This is a genomic window from Escherichia sp. E1V33 (genome assembly GCF_004211955.1).
Classification (GTDB): domain Bacteria; phylum Pseudomonadota; class Gammaproteobacteria; order Enterobacterales; family Enterobacteriaceae; genus Escherichia.
In genome coordinates this window covers 223,614-248,165 of sequence record NZ_RHJI01000017.1, presented here as the reverse complement: position 1 = coordinate 248,165, position 24,552 = coordinate 223,614, and the positions used below count along the sequence as shown (strand labels likewise).

Sequence of the window (24,552 nt, the reverse complement as noted above, 5' to 3'; positions counted from 1 at the left end):
TTGAACAAATCTCATGTTGCGTGGTGGTCGCTTTTACCACTGATGCGTTTATGCCAGTATGGTCTGTTGAATTTTTTTACAGTCTGGGTTGAGCGTGTCGGGAGCGAGTGTGAGCAGCAAAGTTGAACAACTGCGTGCGCAGTTAAATGAACGTATTCTGGTGCTGGACGGCGGTATGGGCACCATGATCCAGAGCTATCGTCTGAACGAAGCCGATTTTCGCGGTGAACGCTTTGCCGACTGGCCGTGCGATCTCAAAGGCAACAACGACCTGCTGGTGCTCAGTAAGCCGGAAGTGATCTCTGCTATCCACAACGCTTACTTTGAAGCGGGCGCGGATATCATCGAAACCAACACCTTCAACTCCACGACGATTGCGATGGCGGATTACCAGATGGAATCCCTGTCGGCAGAAATCAACTTTGCGGCGGCGAAACTGGCGCGCGCCTGTGCTGACGAGTGGACCGCGCGCACGCCGGAGAAACCGCGCTACGTTGCCGGTGTTCTCGGCCCAACCAACCGCACGGCGTCTATATCTCCGGACGTGAATGACCCCGCATTCCGCAATATCACTTTTGACCAGCTGGTGGCGGCCTATCGCGAATCTACCAAAGCGCTGGTGGAAGGTGGTGCGGATCTGATTCTGATTGAAACCGTTTTCGACACCCTCAACGCCAAAGCGGCGATTTTTGCGGTGAAAACGGAGTTCGAAGCCCTGGGCGTTGAACTGCCGATTATGATCTCCGGCACCATCACCGATGCCTCCGGGCGCACACTCTCCGGCCAGACAACCGAAGCGTTTTACAACTCTCTGCGCCATGCCGAAGCGCTGACTTTTGGCCTCAACTGCGCGCTGGGACCTGATGAACTGCGCCAGTACGTGCAAGAGCTGTCACGGATTGCGGAATGCTACGTCACCGCCCACCCGAACGCCGGACTGCCCAACGCTTTTGGTGAATACGATCTCGACGCTGACACGATGGCGAAGCACATCCGCGAATGGGCGCAAGCGGGCTTCCTGAATATCGTCGGCGGTTGCTGCGGTACCACGCCACGACATATTGCGGCGATGAGTCGCGCAGTAGAAGGATTAGCGCCGCGCAAACTGCCGGAGATTCCCGTAGCCTGCCGTTTGTCCGGCCTGGAGCCGCTGAACATTGGCGAAGACAGCCTGTTTGTGAACGTCGGCGAGCGGACTAACGTCACTGGTTCTGCCAAATTCAAACGGCTGATTAAAGAAGAGAAATACAGCGAGGCGCTGGATGTAGCGCGTCAGCAGGTGGAAAACGGCGCACAGATTATCGATATCAACATGGATGAGGGGATGCTCGATGCCGAAGCGGCGATGGTGCGTTTCCTCAGCCTGATCGCGGGGGAACCGGATATCGCCCGCGTGCCGATTATGATCGACTCCTCGAAATGGGAGGTCATTGAAAAAGGTCTGAAGTGTATTCAGGGCAAAGGCATTGTTAACTCTATCTCGATGAAAGAGGGCGTCGGCGCCTTTATCCATCACGCGAAGCTGTTGCGTCGCTATGGTGCGGCAGTAGTGGTAATGGCCTTCGACGAACAGGGCCAGGCCGATACCCGCGCACGGAAAATCGAGATTTGCCGCCGGGCGTACAAAATCCTCACCGAGGAAGTCGGCTTCCCGCCGGAAGATATCATCTTCGACCCGAACATCTTCGCGGTCGCCACCGGTATTGAAGAGCACAATAACTACGCGCAGGACTTTATCGGCGCGTGTGAAGACATCAAACGCGAACTGCCGCACGCGCTAATTTCCGGCGGCGTATCTAACGTTTCTTTCTCATTCCGTGGCAACGATCCGGTGCGCGAAGCCATTCACGCGGTGTTCCTCTACTACGCTATTCGCAATGGCATGGATATGGGGATCGTCAACGCCGGGCAACTGGCGATTTACGACGACCTGCCCGCTGAACTGCGCGACGCGGTGGAAGATGTGATTCTTAACCGTCGCGACGATGGCACCGAGCGTTTACTGGAGCTTGCCGAGAAATATCGCGGCAGCAAAACCGACGACACCGCCAACGCCCAACAGGCGGAGTGGCGCTTATGGGAAGTGAATAAACGTCTGGAATACTCGCTGGTCAAAGGCATTACCGAATTTATTGAACAGGACACCGAAGAAGCCCGTCAGCAGGCAGAGCGCCCCATTCAGGTGATTGAAGGCCCGCTGATGGACGGCATGAACGTGGTCGGCGACCTGTTTGGCGAGGGCAAAATGTTCCTGCCGCAGGTGGTGAAATCGGCGCGCGTCATGAAACAAGCGGTGGCCTACCTCGAACCGTTTATTGAAGCCAGTAAAGAGCAGGGCAAAACCAACGGTAAGATGGTGATTGCCACCGTGAAGGGCGACGTCCACGATATCGGTAAAAATATCGTTGGTGTGGTGCTGCAATGTAACAACTACGAAATTGTCGATCTCGGCGTTATGGTGCCTGCGGAAAAAATCCTCCGCACCGCCAGAGAAGTGAATGCTGATCTGATTGGCCTCTCGGGTCTGATCACGCCGTCGCTGGACGAGATGGTTAACGTGGCTAAGGAGATGGAGCGTCAGGGCTTCACCATTCCGCTATTGATTGGCGGTGCGACGACCTCAAAAGCGCACACGGCGGTGAAAATCGAGCAAAATTACAGCGGCCCGACGGTGTATGTGCAGAACGCCTCGCGCACCGTTGGCGTGGTGGCGGCGCTGCTTTCCGATACCCAGCGTGACGACTTTGTCGCCCGTACGCGTAAAGAGTACGAAACCGTGCGTATTCAGCACGGGCGCAAGAAACCACGCACACCACCGGTCACGCTGGAAGCGGCGCGCGATAACGATTTCGCTTTTGACTGGCAGGCTTACACGCCACCGGTGGCGCACCGTCTCGGTGTGCAGGAAGTCGAAGCCAGCATCGAAACCCTGCGTAATTACATCGACTGGACACCGTTCTTTATGACCTGGTCGCTGGCCGGTAAGTATCCGCGCATTCTGGAAGATGAAGTGGTAGGCGTTGAGGCGCAGCGTCTGTTTAAAGACGCCAACGACATGCTGGATAAATTAAGCGCCGAGAAAACGCTGAATCCGCGTGGTGTGGTGGGGCTGTTCCCGGCAAACCGTGTGGGCGATGACATTGAAATCTACCGTGACGAAACGCGTACTCATGTGATCAACATCAGCCATCATCTGCGTCAACAGACCGAAAAAACCGGCTTCGCCAACTATTGTCTCGCTGATTTCGTGGCGCCGAAACTCTCTGGCAAAGCGGATTACATCGGTGCATTTGCCGTGACTGGTGGGCTGGAAGAAGACGCGCTGGCTGATGCCTTCGAAGCGCAGCACGATGATTACAACAAAATCATGGTGAAAGCCCTTGCCGATCGCCTGGCGGAAGCTTTTGCGGAATATCTCCATGAGCGTGTGCGTAAAGTCTACTGGGGCTATGCGCCGAACGAGAACCTCAGCAACGAAGAGCTGATCCGCGAAAACTACCAGGGCATCCGCCCGGCACCTGGCTACCCGGCCTGCCCGGAACACACGGAAAAAGCCACCATCTGGGAGTTGCTGGAAGTGGAAAAACACACCGGCATGAAACTCACGGAATCTTTCGCGATGTGGCCCGGTGCATCGGTTTCGGGTTGGTACTTCAGCCATCCGGACAGCAAGTACTATGCCGTGGCGCAGATTCAACGCGATCAGGTCGAAGATTATGCCCGTCGTAAAGGTATGAGCGTTACCGAAGTTGAGCGCTGGCTGGCGCCAAATCTGGGGTATGACGCGGACTGATTCACAAATCTGTCACTTTTCCTTACAACAAACAGGGCGCTCAATGAGTGCCCTGTCTCTTTATTAATATGAAACACTTATACTGGAATCAGGCTGGAATAATCTTAGCCGGAAAAACGAATGTCAAAAGGCACAGTAAAGATGCCAGTCAGCGTGTTTCCGGTCCTTTGGTCATTCAATTGCTTCAGGAACATATAACGATAAGGAGAACCTGAACTCGTGTTAACGCTGCTTCACCTGCTTTCTGCCGTCGCCCTGTTGGTCTGGGGGACGCATATTGTCCGAACGGGCGTAATGCGCGTCTTCGGTGCACGACTGCGTACAGTCCTTAGCCGGAGCGTCGAAAAGAAGCCGCTCGCCTTTTGCGCGGGGATCGGCGTTACCGCACTGGTACAGAGCAGTAATGCCACCACCATGCTGGTGACCTCGTTTGTCGCCCAGGATCTGGTTGCTCTCGCGCCCGCGCTGGTGATTGTGCTGGGGGCTGATGTCGGGACGGCGCTAATGGCGCGGGTCCTCACCTTCGATTTATCCTGGTTGTCACCGCTGCTCATTTTTATCGGCGTGATTTTTTTCCTCGGACGCAAACAGTCACGCGCCGGGCAACTGGGCCGCGTCGGTATTGGTCTTGGGCTGATTTTACTGGCGCTGGAGTTGATTGTGCAGGCAGTAACGCCGATCACCCAGGCAAACGGCGTTCAGGTGATCTTTGCCTCGCTGACCGGCGATATTCTGCTGGATGCGCTGATTGGCGCGATGTTCGCCATTATCAGTTACTCCAGCCTTGCAGCTGTACTGCTGACCGCGACTCTGACCGCCGCAGGCATTATCTCCTTCCCGGTGGCGCTCTGTCTGGTAATCGGAGCCAACCTCGGTTCCGGCCTGCTGGCGATGCTTAACAACAGTGCCGCTAACGCCGCCGCTCGCCGTGTTGCGCTGGGCAGCCTGCTGTTTAAGCTGGTGGGTAGCCTGATTATCCTGCCATTTGTCCATATTTTGGCCGAGTCTATGGGCAAGTTACCACTGCCAAAAGCGGAACTGGTTATCTATTTCCACGTCTTCTACAACCTTGTGCGCTGTCTGGTAATGCTGCCGTTTGTCGACCCGATGGCGCGATTTTGCAAAACGATTATTCGCGATGAACCTGAGCTGGATGCCCATCTAAAACCAAAACATCTCGATGTTAGCGCGCTGGACACGCCGACTCTCGCTTTGGCAAATGCAGCCCGTGAAACCCTGCGCATTGGTGACGCCATGGAACAGATGATGGAAGGGCTGAATAAAGTGATGCACGGCGAACCACGCCAGGAGAAAGAGCTGCGCAAGCTGGCGGATGATATCAACGTCCTTTACACCGCGATTAAACTTTATCTGGCGCGGATGCCAAAAGAAGAACTGGCGGAAGAAGAGTCGCGCCGCTGGGCAGAGATCATTGAAATGTCGCTTAACCTTGAACAGGCTTCCGATATCGTTGAGCGCATGGGCAGTGAAATTGCCGACAAGTCGCTGGCAGCACGGCGGGCATTTTCGCTTGATGGACTGAAGGAACTGGATGCGCTCTATGAGCAACTACTCAGTAATTTAAAACTGGCAATGTCGGTGTTCTTCTCTGGCGATGTAACCAGCGCTCGTCGTCTACGCCGAAGCAAGCATCGTTTTCGCATTCTTAATCGCCGCTATTCCCACGCGCACGTCGATCGCCTGCATCAGCAAAACGTGCAAAGCATTGAAACCAGCTCGCTGCATTTAGGCTTACTGGGCGATATGCAGCGTCTGAACTCGCTGTTTTGTTCGGTGGCTTACAGTGTGCTGGAACAGCCAGATGAAGATGAGGGACGGGACGAGTATTAATACCGTGACCCCGTAGGCCTGATAAGACGCGTAAAGCGTCGCATCAGGCACTATGCACAAAATGCCGGATCATGCATCCGGCAATTTACTTAAAAACGGTGTCCAGCTTCCAGTGGAACCGCTTCTTCACCAGCCTTAAACACATAAGTGGTATTTGGGCCACCCAGCGTAGCGTGACCTTTACTCACCGTGATCCAGTTACCTTCCGGTAAACCAATAATCGTCAGTTCTGGTGCGACTACCAGCAGTTCACGAATTCGCTGCTCGCGTGTTTCACCTTTGTGGCCTTCTGGCAGCGCGTTGGTGAAGTGCGGGTTGATTTGCAGCGGGAACAGGTTCAGCGCATCGAAACCTTGCGGATCGACAATCGGCATATCGTTAGTAGTACGGATGGTTGGGCAAGCAAGGTTAGCACCTGCGCTCCAGCCAATGTACAGCGCGCCGCGTTTTACTACGTCGGCAATGGGAGCCAACAGCCCGCGCACGCGGCATTCTTTCAACAACTGGAAAGTATTGCCGCCGCCGACAATCACGATCTCTGCATTTTCAATTGCGGCAACAGGATCGGCCACGCTATGAATACCGGTGACAGAAACGCCAAGCGGAGCGAGGACCGCAGCCGTTTTGGCCGTGTAATCATCCCAGGTTTGCGTTACGCCAGCGAAAGGAATAAACACCGCTGAACGGCGACCTTGCAACTGTTCAGCAATCAACGGCAGCGCATGTTCCAGCCAGGCTTTTCCCGGCAGCGTCGAGTTACTCAATAAAAGCAGTTCCATTACTTCTCCGGTTAGTAAGAAATCACGGGAGGCATGCTACCACTGTGATTTTAATCGCTTAATGACATGGCTCACGATGTCGCGCATTGCTTCTGGAAAGCGTCTCGCTGGCGCTAGCGCTTCAGGACGACGCGTGTAAACTCAGACTTTCAGGCGCATTCATTGAGTCATTGCTGAAAAAAATCCTCAAAATCAGTGTGAAAAATGGTTGCGTGAGAACAAAGAGTCGATCGAGGCGGTTAATCAGTGGATAAATAAAAACGGTTCATTCAGTGATTATCAAAGGTCATTTTAATGGAATGATTAATGCTGACGCATAATTTATCGCATCCCACGTAAATCCTGTTTTTCGAGAGAAAGAGGTAAGGTATATTCCGCGTTTTACAGGAGAATTTATGCTGCCCGACTCATCAGTCCGTTTAAATAAATACATCAGCGAAAGCGGAATTTGCTCACGCCGCGAAGCGGATCGCTATATCGAGCAAGGCAATGTGTTCCTTAATGGCAAGCGAGCCACCATTGGCGATCAGGTAAAGCCCGGCGACGTTGTAAAAGTAAACGGTCAGGTGATTGAGCCGCGGGAAGCCGAAGATCTGGTACTTATCGCCCTGAACAAGCCCGTAGGCATTGTCAGCACCACCGAAGATGGCGAGCGCGATAACATTGTCGATTTCGTTAACCACAGCAAGCGCGTATTCCCGATTGGTCGTCTGGATAAAGACTCCCAGGGGCTAATATTTCTCACCAACCACGGTGATCTGGTAAATAAGATCCTGCGTGCTGGTAACGATCATGAAAAGGAGTATCTGGTGACGGTCGATAAACCGATCACTGATGAATTTATTCGTGGCATGGGGGCGGGGGTGCCGATCCTCGGGACGGTGACCAAAAAGTGCAAAGTCAAAAAAGAAGCGCCGTTTGTCTTTCGCATTACCCTCGTTCAGGGGCTGAACCGCCAGATCCGCCGCATGTGCGAATACTTTGGCTACGAAGTGAAAAAGCTGGAACGTACACGGATTATGAACGTCAGCTTAAGCGGGATCCCGTTGGGAGAATGGCGCGATTTAACCGACGACGAGCTCATCGATCTCTTTAAGCTCATTGAAAATTCCTCTTCCGAGGCGAAGCCCAAAGCGAAGGCCAAACCGAAAACGGCGGGCATCAAGCGCCCGGTGGTGAAGATGGAAAAAACAGCGGAAAAAGGTAGCCGCCCGGCGTCAAACGGTAAACGTTTCACCTCGCCTGGGCGCAAAAAGAAGGGGCGTTGATTAACGCCTGCCGCGCGTCGACGTATTTGCCGACCAGCTAAACGACGCTTCAGGATCCGGTTTATAAGCCTGCTTTTTCTTCAACTGGCGGGCTTTTTTCGCTTCAGCCTCACGCTCAACCATTAATTTATCGATGTACTCTTTCTTAATGCTGTTAGTTTCGGCGTTGGTCAGTACGCGGCCATGCGCAATCCGCGCGCGATCCAACAGCGTTTTTAGCTCGCGTTGCTCGCGTTCAGTCATCTCTTTTTGGGTAATACGGGGGAGTGCCATGATGGTGCCTCATTGAGCCGGAGGGTTCAGTGTACGGGAATTCATGTGCGAGCAGAACTTATAATATTCATTTTGCTTTCTCTTTAATATTTATCTTTTTAAATAATTAATAAAGATAAAAAATTAAACGGAAATCATTCTTCAATAACTTATTGAAGCTAATTGAATTTTTATTATTCAATGCGTTAAAGCTGATATTTCATTTCTGGCACGTTTCTCGCAATAATGCTCTCGTATTGACAACATCCCTGTTTTCAGTGGGCTGGACCAGGTTCTGCACGGGGTGGTTAACATCAAAGGATGAAAAAATACCATTAAATGGAGTCAGTGCTGTGATGCGCGAACGGGTATCGCAGCAGTTAAAAGAAATATGGCCCACGCCGACCATTGCTACATGCGTTTATCCATGCGGAACTGGCGCGTGGGGAAATTCCACCTGTGTTACCTGACAGTAGGGATGGTGATGTCGGGGAGCTGGATAGGTTATTGATGGCGACAGTGATGGGAGAATAAATTCGGCCCGGCAAGTATCATCCGGGCCGCACTGTTTTTACTCAAACAAATTACTATGCAATTTCTGCACGACTTGTTCCGCGTCTTCGCCTGGCACCAGGAAACACAGGTTATGGCTGGAAGCGCCGTAGCAAATCATGCGAATGTTGAACGGTTCAAGTACACCAAACACCTCTTTGCCAACACCACAGGCTTTTGACAGGTCGTTACCAATCAGAGCCACCAGTGCCAGACCTTCTTCCACTTCTACCCGGCACAGAGCTGAAAGCTCCATCAGCAGCGATTGTGTCAGCAACGTATCGCCCGTTGACGTTGAACCGGTAGTGTCGAGGGTCAACGCCACGCTCACCTCTGACGTAGTAATTAAATCCACCGAAATATTATGCCGTGCGAGAATGCCGAAAACTTCCGCGAGGAAGCCGCGAGAATGCAGCATATTCAGGCTATGCAGGGTTAATAGCGTTTGTTTGCGACGCAGAGCCAGCGCACGGAACAGCGGCGGATTTTTGGTTTTATTACACACTAAAGTACCGCCAGCTCGCGGATCTTTGCTTGAACCGACAAACACCGGGATATCGCTGCGAACTGCAGGCAGTAAGGTTGCCGGATGAAGCACTTTGGCACCAAAGGTTGCCATCTCAGCCGCTTCTTCAAAGGCGATTTCATCAATTCGTTTGGCATCAGGCACGACGCGTGGGTCGGTAGTATAAATTCCCGGCACATCTGTCCAGATATCGACGCGAGCAGCGTTTAACGCTTCTGCCAATAGTGCCGCCGTGTAGTCACTACCGCCGCGACCAAGTGTTGTGGTTCGCCCTTTACTTTCACTACCAATAAAGCCCTGAGTGATAACTAAACCTTCGTTGAGACGTGGGGTGAGTTGCAGCGCAGACAGTTCCGCCAGCGCAGCAATATCTGGTTCCGCGCGGCCAAAGCGATCGTTTGTGCGCATCACTTTACGCACATCAAACCACTGGGCCTGAACATTGCGCTCACGCAGAATCTCCACAAACAGCAGGGTCGACATCAGTTCGCCGTGGCTGACCAGTTCATCAGTTAGCGCTGGAGAGGTCGCTAGTGCAGCAGCTTCCGCCAGAATGGTGATGTTCTCCAGCAGTCGTTCAATCTCTTCGCGGATGACATTGGGGTAACGCAGACGTTCCAGAATAGCGAACTGGATATTGCGAATAGCATCGAGTTTTGCGAAGCGTTCAGCTGGTTCCAGACCTTCAGCCAGAGCAACCAACAGATTGGTGATCCCGGCGGAAGCCGAGAGGACGACTAAACGCACATTTGCATCGGAAAGCACAATGTCGGCGCTGCGGTTCATAGCGTCAAAATCAGCAACGCTAGTACCACCAAATTTAGAGACAACAATATCGGGCATGACTACCTCGTGTCAGGGAGAGAAAGAAGCGACCATGGCACAAAGGCAAAACTGAAACCGGTGCAGGCGCAAACCGTATTTATAAATAAAAGGTGTGGGGGAGGCTGTCAACGCTGGGATTATGCGGATTTTTCATGCAGCAGGAGCGGTGAGAAATTGTGCTTATAACAGCTATACTTTTTATCCTCTTCGCTAGCTGGTCGAGCTAACGGCACTAAAACCATCACATTTTTCTGTGACTGGCGCTACAATCTTCCAAAGTCACAATTCTCAAAATCAGAAGAGTATTGCTAATGAAAAACATCAATCCAACGCAGACCGCTGCCTGGCAGGCACTACAGAAACACTTCGATGAAATGAAAGACGTTACGATCGCCGATCTTTTTGCTCAAGACGGCGATCGTTTTTCTAAGTTCTCCGCAACCTTCGACGATCAGATGCTGGTGGATTACTCCAAAAACCGCATCACCGAAGAAACGTTGGCGAAATTACAGGATCTGGCGAAAGAGTGCGATCTGGCGGGCGCGATTAAGTCGATGTTCTCTGGCGAGAAGATCAACCGCACCGAAAACCGCGCCGTGCTGCACGTGGCGCTGCGTAACCGTAGCAATACCCCGATTCTGGTTGATGGCAAAGATGTTATGCCGGAAGTCAACGCGGTGCTGGAGAAGATGAAAACCTTCTCACAAGCGATTATTTCCGGTGAGTGGAAAGGTTATACCGGTAAAGCAATCACCGACGTGGTGAATATCGGTATCGGCGGTTCTGACCTCGGCCCGTACATGGTGACTGAAGCACTGCGTCCGTACAAAAATCACCTGAACATGCACTTTGTTTCTAACGTCGATGGGACTCACATCGCGGAAGTGCTGAAAAAAGTAAACCCGGAAACCACGCTGTTCCTGGTAGCATCTAAAACCTTCACCACTCAGGAAACCATGACCAACGCCCATAGCGCGCGTGACTGGTTCCTGAAAGCGGCAGGCGATGAGAAACACGTTGCGAAACACTTCGCTGCGCTCTCCACAAACGCCAAAGCCGTTGGTGAGTTTGGTATTGATACCGCCAACATGTTCGAGTTCTGGGACTGGGTCGGTGGTCGTTACTCTTTGTGGTCAGCGATTGGCCTGTCGATTGTTCTCTCTATCGGCTTTGATAATTTCGTTGAACTGCTTTCTGGCGCACACGCGATGGACAAGCATTTCTCCTCCACGCCTGCCGAGAAAAACCTGCCTGTACTGTTGGCGCTGATTGGCATCTGGTACAACAATTTCTTTGGCGCGGAAACTGAAGCGATTCTGCCGTATGACCAGTATATGCACCGTTTCGCGGCGTACTTCCAGCAGGGCAATATGGAGTCCAACGGTAAGTATGTTGACCGTAACGGTAACGTTGTGGATTACCAGACTGGCCCGATTATCTGGGGTGAACCAGGCACTAACGGTCAGCACGCGTTCTACCAGCTGATCCACCAGGGAACCAAAATGGTACCGTGCGATTTCATCGCCCCAGCTATCACCCATAACCCGCTCTCTGATCACCACCAGAAACTGCTGTCTAACTTCTTCGCCCAGACCGAAGCGCTGGCGTTTGGTAAATCCCGCGAAGTGGTTGAGCAGGAATATCGCGATCAGGGTAAAGATCCGGCAACGCTTGACTACGTGGTGCCGTTCAAAGTGTTCGAAGGTAACCGCCCGACCAACTCCATCCTGCTGCGTGAAATCACTCCGTTCAGCCTGGGGGCGTTGATTGCGCTGTATGAGCACAAAATCTTTACTCAGGGCGTGATCCTGAACATCTTCACCTTCGACCAGTGGGGCGTGGAACTGGGTAAACAGCTGGCGAACCGTATTCTGCCAGAGCTGAAAGATGATAAAGAAATCAGCAGCCACGATAGCTCAACCAATGGTCTGATTAACCGCTATAAAGCGTGGCGCGGTTAATCATCGTTCATGCCTGATGCCGCTATGTAGGCCGGATAAGGCGTTTACGCCGCATCCGGCCACTGGTGCCTGATGCGACGCTTTACGCGTCTTATCAGGCCTACAGGTCGATGCCGATATGTACATCGTATTCGGCAATTAATGCATAGCACGATTAATTAAATAACCTTAAAAACAATACCGACTATAAGTCGGCATTGTTTTATCAGATAAATCCGCTTGTCTGTGATTTAACGGAAATCATACCGTGAGGTTAATCCTAAAATAGATTTTTAATCGTGATTGATTTCGGAAAATACGCAGATTAATTACTTTTGCTTTTATTTTAACATTATGATTTTTAATCTTATTTATATATAAGCTGTAGCTTATATTTGATATTCATTCCAATTATCCTAAAACCCCATCGCTAATTCCCCGTGCCGTAATTCGCATGCTTTAGTTGTGTATACTCGATCCCGCCCGAAATGTTTTGGGTAAATCTCCATTCATTCAATGAAGGGAAATTGTTATGAAAAAAGTTCTGTATGGCATTTTTGCCATATCTGCGCTTGCGGCGACTTCTGCGTGGGCTGCACCTGTACAGGTGGGCGAAGCGGCAGGGTCGGCAGCAACGTCGGTTTCAGCGGGTAGTTCCTCCGCGACCAGCGTCAGCACCGTAAGCTCGGCGGTGGGTGTCGCGCTCGCGGCAACCGGTGGCGGTGATGGTTCTAATACCGGGACCACAACAACCACGACCACCAGTACCCAGTAATAAAGTATGTATCCCCAAAATAATTCGAGTTGCAGGAAGGCGACAAGCGAGTGAGTCCCCGGGAGCATAGATAACTATGTGACCGGGGTGAACGAGTGTGGTCACCGCATCTGCAGCTTGAAGTATGAAGGGGATTAACCATAACCACACTCCGGTGTGGTTATTCTGCCCCTCTGGAGAAGAGTCGTGAAGCGACCTGCACTCATTCTTATCTGCCTGCTATTACAGGCCTGTTCAGCCACGACTAAAGAGCTGGGCAATTCACTGTGGGACAGTCTGTTCGGTACACCAGGCGTACAGCTGACGGATGATGATATTCAAAATATGCCCTACGCCAGCCAGTACATGCAGCTTAATGGTGGGCCGCAGTTGTTTGTGGTGCTGGCCTTCGCTGAAGAAGGACAACAAAAATGGGTCACTCAGGATCAGGCCACTCTCGTCACACAACATGGTCGTCTGGTGAAGACTTTGCTTGGCGGCGACAACCTGATTGAGGTGAATAACCTTGCCGCCGACCCGCTGATTAAACCCGCACAAATCATTGATGGTGCAACCTGGACCCGCACGATGGGCTGGACCGAGTATAAGCAGGTACGCTACGCCACCGCACGCTCAGTCTTCAAATGGGATGGCACCGATACCGTCAAAGTCGGCAGCGATGAAACTCCGGTTCGTATGCTGGACGAAGAAGTCTCCACCGACCAGGCGCGCTGGCATAACCGCTACTGGATCGACAGCGAAGGGCAAATTCGCCAGTCGGAACAGTATCTCGGCGCGGATTATTTCCCGGTGAAAACCACTCTCATCAAGGCGGCAAAACAATGATTAAACCAACTATTGTCGCGTTGCTTTTGAGCGTGGGGACGTCATCGGTATTTGCGGCGGGAACCGTCAAGGTGTTCAGCAATGGCAGCGGTGAGGCCAAAACGCTAACGGGCGCAGAACATTTAATCGATCTGGTAGGCCAACCTCGGCTGGCAAACAGCTGGTGGCCTGGTGCGGTGATTAGCGAAGAGCTGGCAACGGCAGCGGCCTTGCGTCAGCAACAGGCGCTACTGGCACGGCTTGCAGAACTGGCTGCGGATTCCAGCGCCGACGATGCCGCCGCCATTAACGCCTTACGCCAGCAAATTCAGGCGTTGAAGGTGACGGGTAGGCAAAAAATCAATCTTGATCCCGATATCGTGCGCGTTGCCGAACGCGGTAACCCGCCGTTGCAGGGCAATTACACGCTGTGGGTTGGGCCGCCGCCGTCCACGGTCACGCTGTTTGGGCTTATCAGCCGTCCTGGCAATCAGCCGTTTACTCCAGGTCGCGACGTGGCGAGCTATCTCTCCGGGCAACGTCTGCTTAGCGGCGCGGATCGCAGCTACGCGTGGGTGGTTTACCCGGACGGACGCACGCAAAAAGCGCCGGTGGCTTACTGGAACAAGCGTCACGTAGAGCCGATGCCCGGCAGCATTATTTATGTTGGCCTCGCGGACTCCGTCTGGAGTGAGACGCCTGATGTCCTTAACGCCGACATTCTTCAGACTCTGACGCAGCGGATACCCCAATAATGAAAAAAAGACATCTGCTTAGCTTACTGGCGCTGGGCATTAGCACAGCTTGCTACGGCGAAACATATCCTGCGCCCATTGGTCCGTCGCAGTCGGATTTCGGTGGCGTAGGATTATTACAAACGCCCACCGCTCGCATGGCGCGGGAAGGGGAGCTTAGCCTCAACTATCGCGATAACGATCAGTACCGTTATTACTCAGCTTCAGTGCAACTCTTCCCGTGGCTGGAAACAACGCTGCGCTACACCGACGTGCGCACCCGGCAGTACAGCAGCGTCGAAGCGTTCTCTGGCGATCAAACGTATAAAGATAAAGCCTTCGATCTCAAACTGCGTTTGTGGGAAGAGAGTTATTGGCTGCCGCAAGTGGCGGTTGGCGCGCGGGATATCGGTGGCACGGGGCTGTTTGATGCGGAATACCTTGTCGCCAGCAAAGCCTGGGGGCCGTTCGATTTTACGCTCGGTCTGGGCTGGGGATATCTGGGCACCAGCGGTAACGTGAAAAATCCGCTCTGTTCAGCCAGTGATAAATATTGCTATCGCGATAACAGCTACAAACAGGCCGGATCTATCGACGGTAGCCAGATGTTCCACGGTCCTGCCTCACTGTTTGGCGGCGTGGAATACCAGACGCCCTGGCAACCACTGCGCCTGAAACTGGAGTATGAAGGCAATAATTATCAGCAGGATTTTGCCGGGAAGCTGGAGCAAAAAAGTAAGTTTAACGTCGGGGCGATTTATCGCGTTACCGATTGGGCCGACGTTAACCTTAGCTATGAACGTGGCAACACCTTTATGTTTGGCGTCACGCTGCGCACCAACTTTAACGATCTACGTCCTTCGTACAACGATAACGCCCGCCCGCAATATCAACCGCAGCCGCAGGATGCCATTTTGCAGCATTCGGTGGTGGCGAATCAGTTAACGCTGTTGAAATACAATGCCGGACTTGCCGATCCGCAGATCCAGGCGAAAGGCGATACGCTGTATGTTACCGGCGAGCAGGTGAAATATCGTGATTCGCGCGAAGGGATCATCCGTGCTAATCGGATCGTGATGAACGATCTGCCGGATGGGATCAAGACGATCCGCGTTACGGAAAATCGCCTTAACATGCCGCAGGTGACGACGGAAACGGATGTCGCCAGCCTGAAAAATCATCTCGCCGGAGAGCCGTTGGGCCACGAAACGAAGCTGGCGCAAAAACGCGTCGAGCCAGTGGTTCCGCAGTCCACCGAGCAGGGCTGGTATATCGACAAATCGCGCTTTGATTTCCATATCGATCCGGTGCTGAACCAGTCGGTCGGTGGCCCGGAAAACTTTTACATGTATCAGCTGGGCGTGATGGGAACGGCAGATTTGTGGCTGACGGACCATCTGCTGACCACCGGTAGCCTGTTTGCTAACCTTGCCAACAATTACGACAAGTTTAACTACACCAATCCGCCGCAGGACTCGCACTTACCGCGTGTTCGTACCCATGTGCGCGAGTATGTGCAGAACGATGTCTATGTGAATAACCTGCAAGCCAACTACTTCCAGCATCTGGGCAACGGCTTCTACGGTCAGGTCTACGGAGGTTATCTCGAAACCATGTTTGGCGGTGCGGGGGCAGAAGTGTTGTATCGCCCGCTGGACAGCAACTGGGCGTTTGGTCTGGATGCCAACTACGTTAAACAGCGCGACTGGCGTAGCGCGAAAGATATGATGAAATTCACCGATTACAGCGTGAAAACCGGACATCTGACCGCGTACTGGACGCCATCTTTCGCTCAGGATGTGTTAGTGAAAGCCAGCGTCGGGCAGTATCTGGCAGGGGATAAAGGCGGCACGCTGGAGATCGCCAAACGCTTTGACAGCGGCGTGGTGGTGGGGGGCTATGCCACGATCACTAATGTTTCGAAAGAGGAGTACGGTGAAGGGGACTTCACCAAAGGCGTGTATGTCTCTGTACCGTTGGATCTCTTCTCGTCTGGCCCGACACGCAGCCGTGCGGCGATTGGCTGGACGCCGCTGACGCGTGACGGTGGGCAGCAACTTGGGCGTAAGTTCCAGTTGTATGACATGACCAGCGACCGTAGCGTCAATTTCCGCTAAGTCATGGGAAAGGTGCCAGTTTTCGCACTCACTGGCACCTTCATTCTTAATGGCCTGTCGAGCCATCAGGAACGCAGTTCACCCCCGGTTTGCGATCTGGTGTGTAAAGGCGAAAACATTCTGTCTTCCTGTCCGTCGATATCGGTTGCAGGTCTGGTTGCCTGAGCGACTGGGCCATCATTGGGCTGGAGACATTGCTTTGCGAAAGGTCGGCTTTATCAGCAGTACCGAGCGGACCAGCATAAGCAGGAAGAACAGAGACTGATAACATCAAAGCAGCAAAATAAGGCTTCATTTTTACCACCTTTATCAGGTTACGTGTCATTTGTTCCAGAGGAACATTGTCGATTTTTCGCGCATTGCTGGAGGCTGGGAATCACCTGAATGGGTGATTTTTGCAGTACCGGCTATGGTGCGGTTTGTCTTGCCGGATGCGCCGTCAGACGCGGCTTATCCGGTCTACGGGTAGGACGGATAAGGCGTTCACGCCGCATCCGGCGTTGGATGGGAGATGCCCATTTAATCCAGGTTGAACAAAACATACACAAAAAATATAGATCTCCGTCACATTTTTACGTTATACAGGAAGCTCGCCACTGTGAAGGAGGTACTGCTATGACGTCACTCTCTCGTCCGCGCGTGGAGTTTATCTCCACCATTTTGCAGACCGTTCTCAATCTTGGCCTGCTGTGTCTCGGCCTGATTTTGGTTGTCTTCCTCGGCAAAGAAACGGTGCATCTGGCTGATGTGCTGTTCGCGCCAGAACAGACCAGCAAATATGAGCTGGTGGAAGGACTGGTGGTTTATTTTCTCTATTTCGAATTTATCGCGCTGATAGTGAAGTACTTTCAGTCCGGTTTTCACTTCCCGCTACGTTATTTTGTCTATATCGGGATCACCGCCATTGTGCGCTTGATCATCGTCGATCATAAATCACCATTGGATGTGTTGATCTACTCTGCGGCGATCCTGTTACTGGTGATCACCCTGTGGCTGTGTAATTCGAAACGGCTGAAGCGGGAGTAAAAAAGGCGCTCCGAAGAGCGCCGAATAACAGTCACAAGTTGGGATAACGTAAGTTGAGGGTGTAGAGGCATAACATTGGCAGAACAACATCTTTAACCTTTCACACCACCTGCCGTCAGGCCGTTGACCAGCCAGCGTTGAGCCAGCAAGAAGACGATGGTGATCGGTAATGCAGACATCACGGCAGCGGCAGCAAAGTCGCCCCACAGGTAGTTTTGTGGGTTAAGGTATTGCTGCATCCCCACGGCCAGGGTGTAGCTATTTACGTCACGCAGTAACAGCGACGCGACCGGAACTTCAGTAATGGCAGCGATAAACGACAGGATGAACACCACCGCCAGAATCGGTACTGACAACGGTAACAGGACGAGGCGGAAAGCCTGCCACGGTGTCGCGCCATCCAGCGCCGCTGCTTCTTCCAGCGAGCTGTCGATAGTTTCGAAATAGCCTTTGATGGTCCAGACGTGCAGCGCAATCCCTCCCAGGTACGCGAAGATAACGCCACCGTGGGTATTCAGGCCGATGAATGGAATGTACTCGCCCAGGCGATCAAACAACGCATACAACGCCACCAGCGAAAGTACTGCCGGGAACATCTGGAAAATCAACATCCCTTTTAGCAGCGTCGCTTTGCCAGGGAAACGCATACGTGCGAAGGCGTAGGCGCAGGTGGTGGAGAGCGCCACAATGCCAATTGCGGAAATACCTGCGACCTTCACTGAGTTCCACAGCCACAGCAGTACCGGGAACGGCGGTGGCGTGATGCGACCATCAGCCTGTTCAACGCTAAAACCTAACGCCAGTTTCCAGTGATCCCACGAGATTTGCTCCGGGATCAGGCTGCCAGTCGCGAAGTTCCCCTGGCGTAGCGAGATGGCGACGACCATCAGCAGCGGGAACATAATTGCCGCGATAAAAAGTAGCAGTAGCAGGTGAGTAATAAACAAACGTGCTTTTTGCGATTTCGGTTGGACCATTGCCATTTTTGTTATCTCCCTTAATCAAACTTCATTCGCGTGGCTTTCAGGTTCACTATCGCCAGCGCACCCACCAGCAGGAAGATCAGCGTGGCAATCGCCGCCGCCAGACCGAAGTCCTGACCACCGCCGCCTTCAAAGGCGATACGGTAGGTGTAGTTAACGAGCAGGTCGGTATAACCGGCTGGCGTGGTGGTGCCAAGACGATCCGGGCCGCCGTTGGTCAACAGTTGAATCAGCACGAAGTTGTTAAAGTTAAAGGCGAAGCTGGCGATCATTAGCGGTGTGAGCGGCTTAATCAGCAGCGGTAGCGTAATCTTAAAGAAGTTCTGGAACGGACCTGCGCCATCCATTGCGGAGGCTTCATACAGATCGTCCGGAATCGCTTTCAACAAGCCCATGCAGAGGATCATCATGTACGGATAACCCAACCAGGTGTTGACGATAATCAGCATCGTCCGTGCAGTGGTCGGATCGCTGAACCAGGCGGGCTTCACGCCAAACAGCGCGCTCAACATCATGTTGATTTCACCAAAGCTCTGGTTGAACAATCCTTTGAAAATCAAAATTGAAATAAACGATGGCACCGCGTAGGGCAGAATCAGCAGGACACGATAGACAGCTTTGCCGCGCAACGCTTCCCACTGCACCAGACACGCCAGCACCATGCCGACCGCCACCGTTAAAAAAACGGTGATAAGTGAGAACACCACGGTCCAGACGAAAATTGCGAGGAACGGTTTTTGGATCCCTTCGTCGGTGAAGACGCGGGTAAAGTTTTTCCAGCCAGTAGTCACGGTATAGCCCGGACTGAGTTTTTCGTCACCCCAGTTGCCGTCAGCAGTGATGGACTGGTAAAAACCAATCTGGTCGTTTGGACGATATTTTACGCCACTCTGATTATTGGTCAGCGTACCGTCATCGCCTAATGTGTACAGCGGCTGAGTGCCGGAGAACTGGCGCAGGGAGCTCATCATCACTTTGTTACCATCCGGCAGAATGGCGGTAATGTTGCTCAGGGCTTGACGATTCTGGGTAATCACGCGCAGATTCGCACGCTCGCCTTCAGGCTGCGTGGTGCTTTCTTTCAATTGCAGTTTTTGCTCGTCGCCAAATTTGAAAGCGTCTGAGAGATAATTTTTGCCGGTTTCACCGTCGGTGAGCGCCAGTTGCCACTCATCACCCGCGGGATAAAGACCAAAGTTATAGGTTTTACCTGCCTGCCATGAGCGGTCCAACAGAACTTCCTGAGCGCGTTCAAAGGTAAGCTGGTTGGTGCTGCTGTAGTTGGTGAAGGCGATGGCGATGGTGCAGACCAGAGGGAAGAGGACGAATAGCCCCATCCCGGCCATTCCCGGATAAACATAGCGCCAGGCGTAGGCTTTACGATTGGCGAAAATATAGAGTCCCGCTGAACTTAAAATCAGCGTGGTAATGGCGAACAGGTATTCCCCTTGTGCGTACATTAAAACAACAAGGTAACCCACCAGCAGGCCGAGCAGACCTAACACTGACCATTTCAGCGCGTCGCTTTGCCACCAATGTTTCTTTTTAATGACATCCATGGGGTTCTTCCTCATTCCAGGACGGATAAAGCGTTCACGCCGCATCCGGCAACAACTGCCTGATGCGACGCTGGCGCGTCTTATCAGGCCTACATACGTTTCGGTTTCGTAGGCCGGATAAGGCGTTTATGCCGCATCCGGCAACAACTGCCTGATGCGACGCTGGCGCGTCTTATCAGGCCTACATACGTTTCGGTTTCGTAGGCCGGATAAGGCGTTACGCCGCATCCGGCAACAACTGCCTGATGCGACGCTGGCGCGTCTTATCGGGCCTACATACGTTTCAGTTTCGTAGGCCGGACAAGGCGTTTACGCCGCATCCGGCAATCAATGCCTGATGCGACGCTGGCGCGTCTTATCGGGCCTACATACGTTTCGGTTTCGTAGGCCGGATAAAGCGTTCACGCCGCATCCGGCAATCAATGCCTGATGCGACGCTGACGCGTCTTATCAGGCCTACATACGTTTCGGTTTCGTAGGCCGGACAAGGCATTTACGCCGCATCCGGCAATCAATGCCTGATGCGACGCTGACGCGTCTTATCGGGCCTGCATACGTTTCGGTTTCGTAGGCCGGACAAGGCGTTTACGCCGCATCCGGCATTTCAGGCATTACTTAGTGATACGACCCTGTGCATCTTTCAGCGCGTCATCAACGGATTGACGACCGCTGGCTGCATTGATTACTGCGGTACGCACGGCATACCAGAAGGCGGACATCTGCGGGATGTTCGGCATGATTTCACCGTTCTTGGCGTTATCCATGGTGGCGGCAATGCGTTGATCTTTCGCCAGCTGATCCTGGTAAGACTTCAGCGCCACTGCGCCCAGCGGTTTGTCTTTATTCACCGCTTCCAGACCTTCGTCAGTCAGCAGATAGTTTTCGAGGAACTCTTTCGCCAGCTCTTTGTTCGGACTGGCAGCGTTAATGCCTGCGCTCAGCACGCCAACGAACGGTTTGGATGGCTGTCCTTTAAAGGTTGGCAGCAGCGTCACACCGTAGTTCACTTTGCTGGTGTCGATGTTGGACCACGCCCACGGACCATTAATGGTCATCGCAGTTTCACCTTTGTTAAAGGCTGCCTCTGCGATGGAGTAGTCAGTATCCGCATTCATGTGTTTGTTTTTAATCAGATCAACCAGGAAGGTCAGACCCGCTTTCGCGCCAGCGTTATCCACGCCAACGTCTTTCACGTTGTATTTGTCGTTTTCATACTTGAACGCGTAACCACCGTCGGCAGCAATCAGCGGCCAGGTAAAGTACGGTTCTTGCAGGTTGAACATCAGCGCGCTCTTACCTTTCGCTTTCAGTTCTTTATCCAGCGCTGGGATCTCTTCCCAGGTTTTTGGCGGGTTCGGCAGCAGATCTTTGTTATAAATCAGTGATAACGCTTCAACTGCAATTGGGTAAGCAATGAGTTTGCCGTTAAAACGTACGGCATCCCAGGTGAACGGATAAATCTTGTCCTGGAGCGCTTTGTCCGGGGAAACTTCAGCCAGCAGACCTGACTGGGCGTAGCCGCCAAAGCGGTCGTGCGCCCAGAAGATGATGTCCGGACCATCGCCAGTTGCCGCAACTTGAGGGAATTTCTCTTCCAGTTTATCCGGGTGCTCAACGGTGACTTTAATTCCGGTATCTTTCTCGAATTTTTTACCGACTTCAGCGAGGCCGTTGTAGCCTTTATCGCCGTTAATCCAGATTACCAGTTTACCTTCTTCAATTTTGGCGAGAGCCGTGGCGGAAAACATCATCGTCGTTAATGCGGATAATGCGAGGATGCGTGCACCTGTTTTTATTTTCATAATCTCTGGTCCTTGTTGGTGAAGTGCTTGTGAAAACACCTATACGGACTCTAGTTTCTTTATACGGCAACCTCTTTCCATCCTCCTTGCCCCTACGCCCCACCTTCGCTTTGTGTGATCTCTGTCGCAGAAACAGCAGTATTGCGGGTTGGCGCACATAAAATCGCCATGATTTTTGCAAGCAACTTCACGAATTTCCGTACTTTTCATCGGATTAGTATGCAGATGCCTTCTTCTCGTCCTCCCGCCTCCTCCCCCATAAAAAAGCCTGGGGGTGGAGGATTTAAGCCATCAGTCGATCAAGCATAGTCACCGCATCATGAATGTTGCTGTCGATGACAGGTTGTAACGAAGGGAGAAGGGCATGGCGAGCGTACAGCTGCAAAATGTAACGAAAGCCTGGGGTGAGGTCGTGGTATCGAAAGATATCAATCTCGAGATCCACGAAGGCGAATTTGTGGTGTTTGTCGGGCCATCTGGCTGCGGTAAATCAACGTTACTGCGCATGATTGCCGGCCTTGAGACAATTACCAGCGGCGACCTGTTCATCGGTGAGAAACGAATGAACGACACCCCGCCAGCCGAACGCGGCGTTGGGATGGTGTTCCAGTCCTATGCGCTCTATCCCCATCTGTCTGTGGCAGAAAACATGTCCTTTGGCCTGAAACTGGCGGGCGCGAAGAAAGAGGTGATCAACCAGCGCGTTAACCAGGTGGCGGAAGTACTGCAACTGGCGCACTTGCTGGACCGCAAACCGAAGGCACTCTCCGGCGGGCAGCGTCAGCGAGTGGCGATTGGTCGAACGCTGGTGGCCGAGCCAAGCGTGTTTTTACTCGATGAACCGCTATCTAACCTTGATGCTGCGCTGCGTGTGCAGATGCGTATCGAAATCTCCCGCCTGCATAAACGTCTGGGCCGCACGATGATCTACGTCACCCACGATCAGGTCGAAGCGATGACGCTGGCCGACAAAATCGTGGTGCTGGATGCCGGGCGCGTGGCGCAGGTCGGGAAACCCCTTGAACTGTATCACTATCCGGCAGACCGCTTTGTCGCAGGTTTTATTGGTTCGCCGAAAATGAACTTCCTGCCGGTAAAAGTGACTGCCGTTGCAATCGATCAAGTCCAGGTTGAGCTGCCGATGCCAAATCTCCAGCAAGTCTGGCTTCCGGTTGAAAGTCACAACGTCCAGGTCGGAGCCAACATGTCACTGGGCATTCGCCCGGAACATCTACTGCCAAGTGATATTGCCGACGTCATCCTTGAAGGTGAAGTTCAGGTCGTCGAGCAACTCGGCAACGAAACCCAAATTCATATCCAGATCCCTTCCATTCGTCAAAACCTGGTGTACCGCCAGTCTGACGTGGTGTTGGTAGAAGAAGGTGCCACATTCGCTATCGGCCTGCCGCCAGAGCGTTGCCATCTGTTCCGTGAAGATGGCACTGCGTGTCGTCGACTGCATCAGGAGCCGGGCGTTTAAGCACCCTACAAAAGACACAAAACCTGTGAAAGGTGATGTGAAAAAAGAAAAGCAATGACTCAGGAGATAGAATGATGATTACTCTGCGCAAACTTCCTCTGGCGGTTGCCGTCGCAGCGGGCGTAATGTCTGCTCAGGCAATGGCTGTGGATTTCCACGGTTACGCTCGTTCCGGTATCGGCTGGACAGGGAGCGGCGGTGAACAACAGTGTTTCCAGACTACCGGTGCTCAAAGTAAATACCGTCTTGGCAACGAATGTGAAACTTATGCTGAATTGAAATTGGGTCAGGAAGTGTGGAAAGAGGGCGATAAGAGCTTCTATTTCGACACTAACGTGGCCTATTCCGTAGCACAACAGAATGACTGGGAAGCTACCGATCCGGCCTTCCGTGAAGCGAACGTGCAGGGTAAAAACCTGATTGAATGGCTGCCAGGTTCTACCATTTGGGCGGGTAAGCGTTTCTACCAACGCCATGACGTTCATATGATCGACTTCTACTACTGGGATATTTCTGGTCCTGGTGCCGGTCTGGAAAACATCGATGTTGGCTTCGGTAAACTCTCTCTGGCCGCAACCCGCTCTTCTGAAGCTGGTGGTTCTTCCTCTTTCGCCAGCAACAACATCTATGACTACACCAACGAAACCGCGAACGATGTCTTCGACGTGCGTTTAGCGCAGATGGAAATTAACCCAGGCGGCACGTTAGAACTGGGCGTCGACTACGGTCGCGCTAACCTGCGTGATAACTATCGTCTGGTTGATGGCGCATCGAAAGATGGCTGGTTATTCACCGCTGAACATACTCAGAGCATCCTGAAGGGCTTTAACAAGTTTGTTGTTCAGTACGCAACTGACTCGATGACCTCGCAGGGTAAAGGTCTGTCGCAGGGCTCTGGCGTCGCGTTTGATAACGAACACTTTGCCTACAACATCAACAACAACGGTCACATGCTGCGTATCCTCGACCACGGTGCGATCTCGATGGGCGACAACTGGGACATGATGTACGTGGGTATGTACCAGGATATCAACTGGGATAACGACAACGGCACCAAGTGGTGGACCGTCGGTATTCGCCCGATGTACAAGTGGACGCCAATCATGAGCACCTTGATGGAGATCGGCTACGACAACGTCGAATCCCAGCGCACTGGCGACAAAAACAATCAGTACAAAATCACTCTTGCACAACAATGGCAGGCTGGCGACAGCATCTGGTCACGCCCGGCTATTCGTGTCTTCGCAACCTACGCCAAGTGGGATGAGAAATGGGGCTATGACTACAACGGTAGTTCCTCTTCCAACCCGAACTACGGTAAAGCCGTTCCGGCGAACTTCGAAGGTGGTAGCTTCGGTCGTGGTGATAGCGACGAGTGGACCTTCGGCGCCCAGATGGAAATCTGGTGGTAATAACAAAGCGTAGGCCGGATAAGGCGTTCACGCCGCATCCGGCATAAAAACACGTTGTCATTATCTATAAGGGG

General features: G+C 52.7%; 20 protein-coding genes and 1 pseudogene. 14 read left to right on the top strand and 7 right to left on the bottom strand.

Going from position 1 to position 24,552, the window contains the following annotated elements; translation table 11 throughout:
* The first annotated feature begins 109 nt into the window (after nt 1-109).
* Together metH and D9742_RS16645 are read left to right on the top strand one after the other, a co-directional pair.
* Entirely contained in the window at nt 110-3,793 is a 3,684-nt protein-coding gene (gene metH / locus D9742_RS16650) for a methionine synthase (RefSeq protein ID WP_130237622.1), read from the top strand.
* A gap of 219 nt (nt 3,794-4,012) precedes the next feature.
* The gene (locus tag D9742_RS16645) at nt 4,013-5,644 is read left to right on the top strand and encodes a Na/Pi cotransporter family protein (protein WP_130237621.1); all 1,632 of its coding nucleotides are present in this window, start codon (nt 4,013-4,015) and stop codon (nt 5,642-5,644) included.
* A gap of 89 nt (nt 5,645-5,733) precedes the next feature.
* Here the strand turns inward: D9742_RS16645 and pepE are convergent, their stop codons facing one another.
* Nucleotides 5,734-6,423, bottom strand: coding sequence for a dipeptidase PepE (pepE, locus tag D9742_RS16640; RefSeq protein ID WP_097752848.1), 690 nt, complete (start codon nt 6,421-6,423; stop codon nt 5,734-5,736).
* Between the two features lie 208 nt (nt 6,424-6,631).
* Between pepE and D9742_RS23805 the strand changes: the two genes are divergently transcribed.
* Together D9742_RS23805 and rluF are read left to right on the top strand one after the other, a co-directional pair.
* On the top strand, nt 6,632-6,718 hold the full coding sequence (locus D9742_RS23805) for a type II toxin-antitoxin system CcdA family antitoxin (protein WP_240780512.1): 87 nt from the start codon (nt 6,632-6,634) through the stop codon (nt 6,716-6,718).
* A gap of 100 nt (nt 6,719-6,818) precedes the next feature.
* Complete coding sequence (gene rluF / locus D9742_RS16630) at nt 6,819-7,691, top strand: 23S rRNA pseudouridine(2604) synthase RluF (protein WP_130237620.1); 873 nt, start codon at nt 6,819-6,821, stop codon at nt 7,689-7,691.
* Here rluF and D9742_RS16625 read toward each other — a convergent pair whose 3' ends face one another.
* Nucleotides 7,692-7,964, bottom strand: a complete 273-nt coding sequence (locus D9742_RS16625; protein ID WP_001207630.1) for a DUF3811 domain-containing protein — start codon at nt 7,962-7,964, stop codon at nt 7,692-7,694.
* 366 nt (nt 7,965-8,330) lie between these two features.
* Between D9742_RS16625 and D9742_RS16620 the strand changes: the two are divergent.
* Nucleotides 8,331-8,477, top strand: a pseudogene (locus tag D9742_RS16620) (nucleotidyltransferase); the annotation flags it as partial.
* A 37-nt stretch (nt 8,478-8,514) separates the two neighbouring features.
* Here D9742_RS16620 and lysC read toward each other — a convergent pair.
* Complete coding sequence (gene lysC, locus D9742_RS16615) at nt 8,515-9,864, bottom strand: lysine-sensitive aspartokinase 3 (protein WP_130237619.1); 1,350 nt, start codon at nt 9,862-9,864, stop codon at nt 8,515-8,517.
* 293 nt (nt 9,865-10,157) lie between these two features.
* Between lysC and pgi the strand changes: the two genes are divergently transcribed.
* From pgi to D9742_RS16590, 5 genes are all read left to right on the top strand, one after another.
* Entirely contained in the window at nt 10,158-11,807 is a 1,650-nt protein-coding gene (gene pgi, locus D9742_RS16610) for a glucose-6-phosphate isomerase (RefSeq protein WP_130237618.1), read from the top strand.
* A gap of 511 nt (nt 11,808-12,318) precedes the next feature.
* On the top strand, nt 12,319-12,561 hold the full coding sequence (yjbE, locus tag D9742_RS16605) for an exopolysaccharide production protein YjbE (RefSeq protein ID WP_000757333.1): 243 nt from the start codon (nt 12,319-12,321) through the stop codon (nt 12,559-12,561).
* A gap of 186 nt (nt 12,562-12,747) precedes the next feature.
* Nucleotides 12,748-13,386, top strand: a complete 639-nt coding sequence (locus D9742_RS16600; protein WP_130237617.1) for a YjbF family lipoprotein — start codon at nt 12,748-12,750, stop codon at nt 13,384-13,386.
* Nucleotides 13,383-14,120 (top strand): capsule biosynthesis GfcC D2 domain-containing protein, encoded by a 738-nt coding sequence (locus D9742_RS16595; protein ID WP_130237616.1) that lies wholly within the window; start codon nt 13,383-13,385, stop codon nt 14,118-14,120. Before D9742_RS16600 ends, D9742_RS16595 begins: the two co-directional genes overlap by 4 nt.
* On the top strand, nt 14,120-16,216 hold the full coding sequence (locus D9742_RS16590; RefSeq protein ID WP_059320103.1) for a YjbH domain-containing protein: 2,097 nt from the start codon (nt 14,120-14,122) through the stop codon (nt 16,214-16,216). Before D9742_RS16595 ends, D9742_RS16590 begins: the two co-directional genes overlap by 1 nt.
* Before the next feature lie 46 nt (nt 16,217-16,262).
* On the opposite strand, the gene D9742_RS16585 is transcribed toward D9742_RS16590, so the two are convergent.
* The gene (locus tag D9742_RS16585; RefSeq protein WP_130237615.1) at nt 16,263-16,541 is read right to left on the bottom strand and encodes a hypothetical protein; all 279 of its coding nucleotides are present in this window, start codon (nt 16,539-16,541) and stop codon (nt 16,263-16,265) included.
* Here D9742_RS16585 and D9742_RS23180 point away from each other — a divergent pair, their 5' ends adjacent.
* Both D9742_RS23180 and psiE read left to right on the top strand, forming a co-directional pair.
* Complete coding sequence (locus D9742_RS23180; RefSeq protein ID WP_165382786.1) at nt 16,542-16,685, top strand: hypothetical protein; 144 nt, start codon at nt 16,542-16,544, stop codon at nt 16,683-16,685.
* 146 nt (nt 16,686-16,831) lie between these two features.
* Entirely contained in the window at nt 16,832-17,242 is a 411-nt protein-coding gene (gene psiE / locus D9742_RS16580; protein WP_000202902.1) for a phosphate-starvation-inducible protein PsiE, read from the top strand.
* Nucleotides 17,243-17,334: 92 nt separating this feature from the next.
* Here the strand turns inward: psiE and malG are convergent, their stop codons facing one another.
* From malG to malE, 3 genes are all read right to left on the bottom strand, one after another.
* Entirely contained in the window at nt 17,335-18,225 is an 891-nt protein-coding gene (gene malG / locus D9742_RS16575) for a maltose ABC transporter permease MalG (RefSeq protein ID WP_001252058.1), read from the bottom strand.
* A 14-nt stretch (nt 18,226-18,239) separates the two neighbouring features.
* Nucleotides 18,240-19,784 (bottom strand): maltose ABC transporter permease MalF, encoded by a 1,545-nt coding sequence (gene malF, locus D9742_RS16570; RefSeq protein WP_130237614.1) that lies wholly within the window; start codon nt 19,782-19,784, stop codon nt 18,240-18,242.
* A gap of 611 nt (nt 19,785-20,395) precedes the next feature.
* A complete protein-coding gene (malE, locus tag D9742_RS16565; protein ID WP_130237613.1) occupies nt 20,396-21,586 on the bottom strand; it encodes a maltose/maltodextrin ABC transporter substrate-binding protein MalE in 1,191 nt (396 codons plus the stop codon).
* A 364-nt stretch (nt 21,587-21,950) separates the two neighbouring features.
* On the opposite strand from malE, the gene malK reads away from it, so the two are divergent.
* Together malK and lamB are read left to right on the top strand one after the other, a co-directional pair.
* Entirely contained in the window at nt 21,951-23,066 is a 1,116-nt protein-coding gene (gene malK, locus D9742_RS16560; RefSeq protein ID WP_064525541.1) for a maltose/maltodextrin ABC transporter ATP-binding protein MalK, read from the top strand.
* Nucleotides 23,067-23,137: 71 nt separating this feature from the next.
* Nucleotides 23,138-24,478, top strand: coding sequence for a maltoporin LamB (gene lamB / locus D9742_RS16555; RefSeq protein WP_130237612.1), 1,341 nt, complete (start codon nt 23,138-23,140; stop codon nt 24,476-24,478).
* The last annotated feature ends 74 nt before the right edge of the window (nt 24,479-24,552 follow it).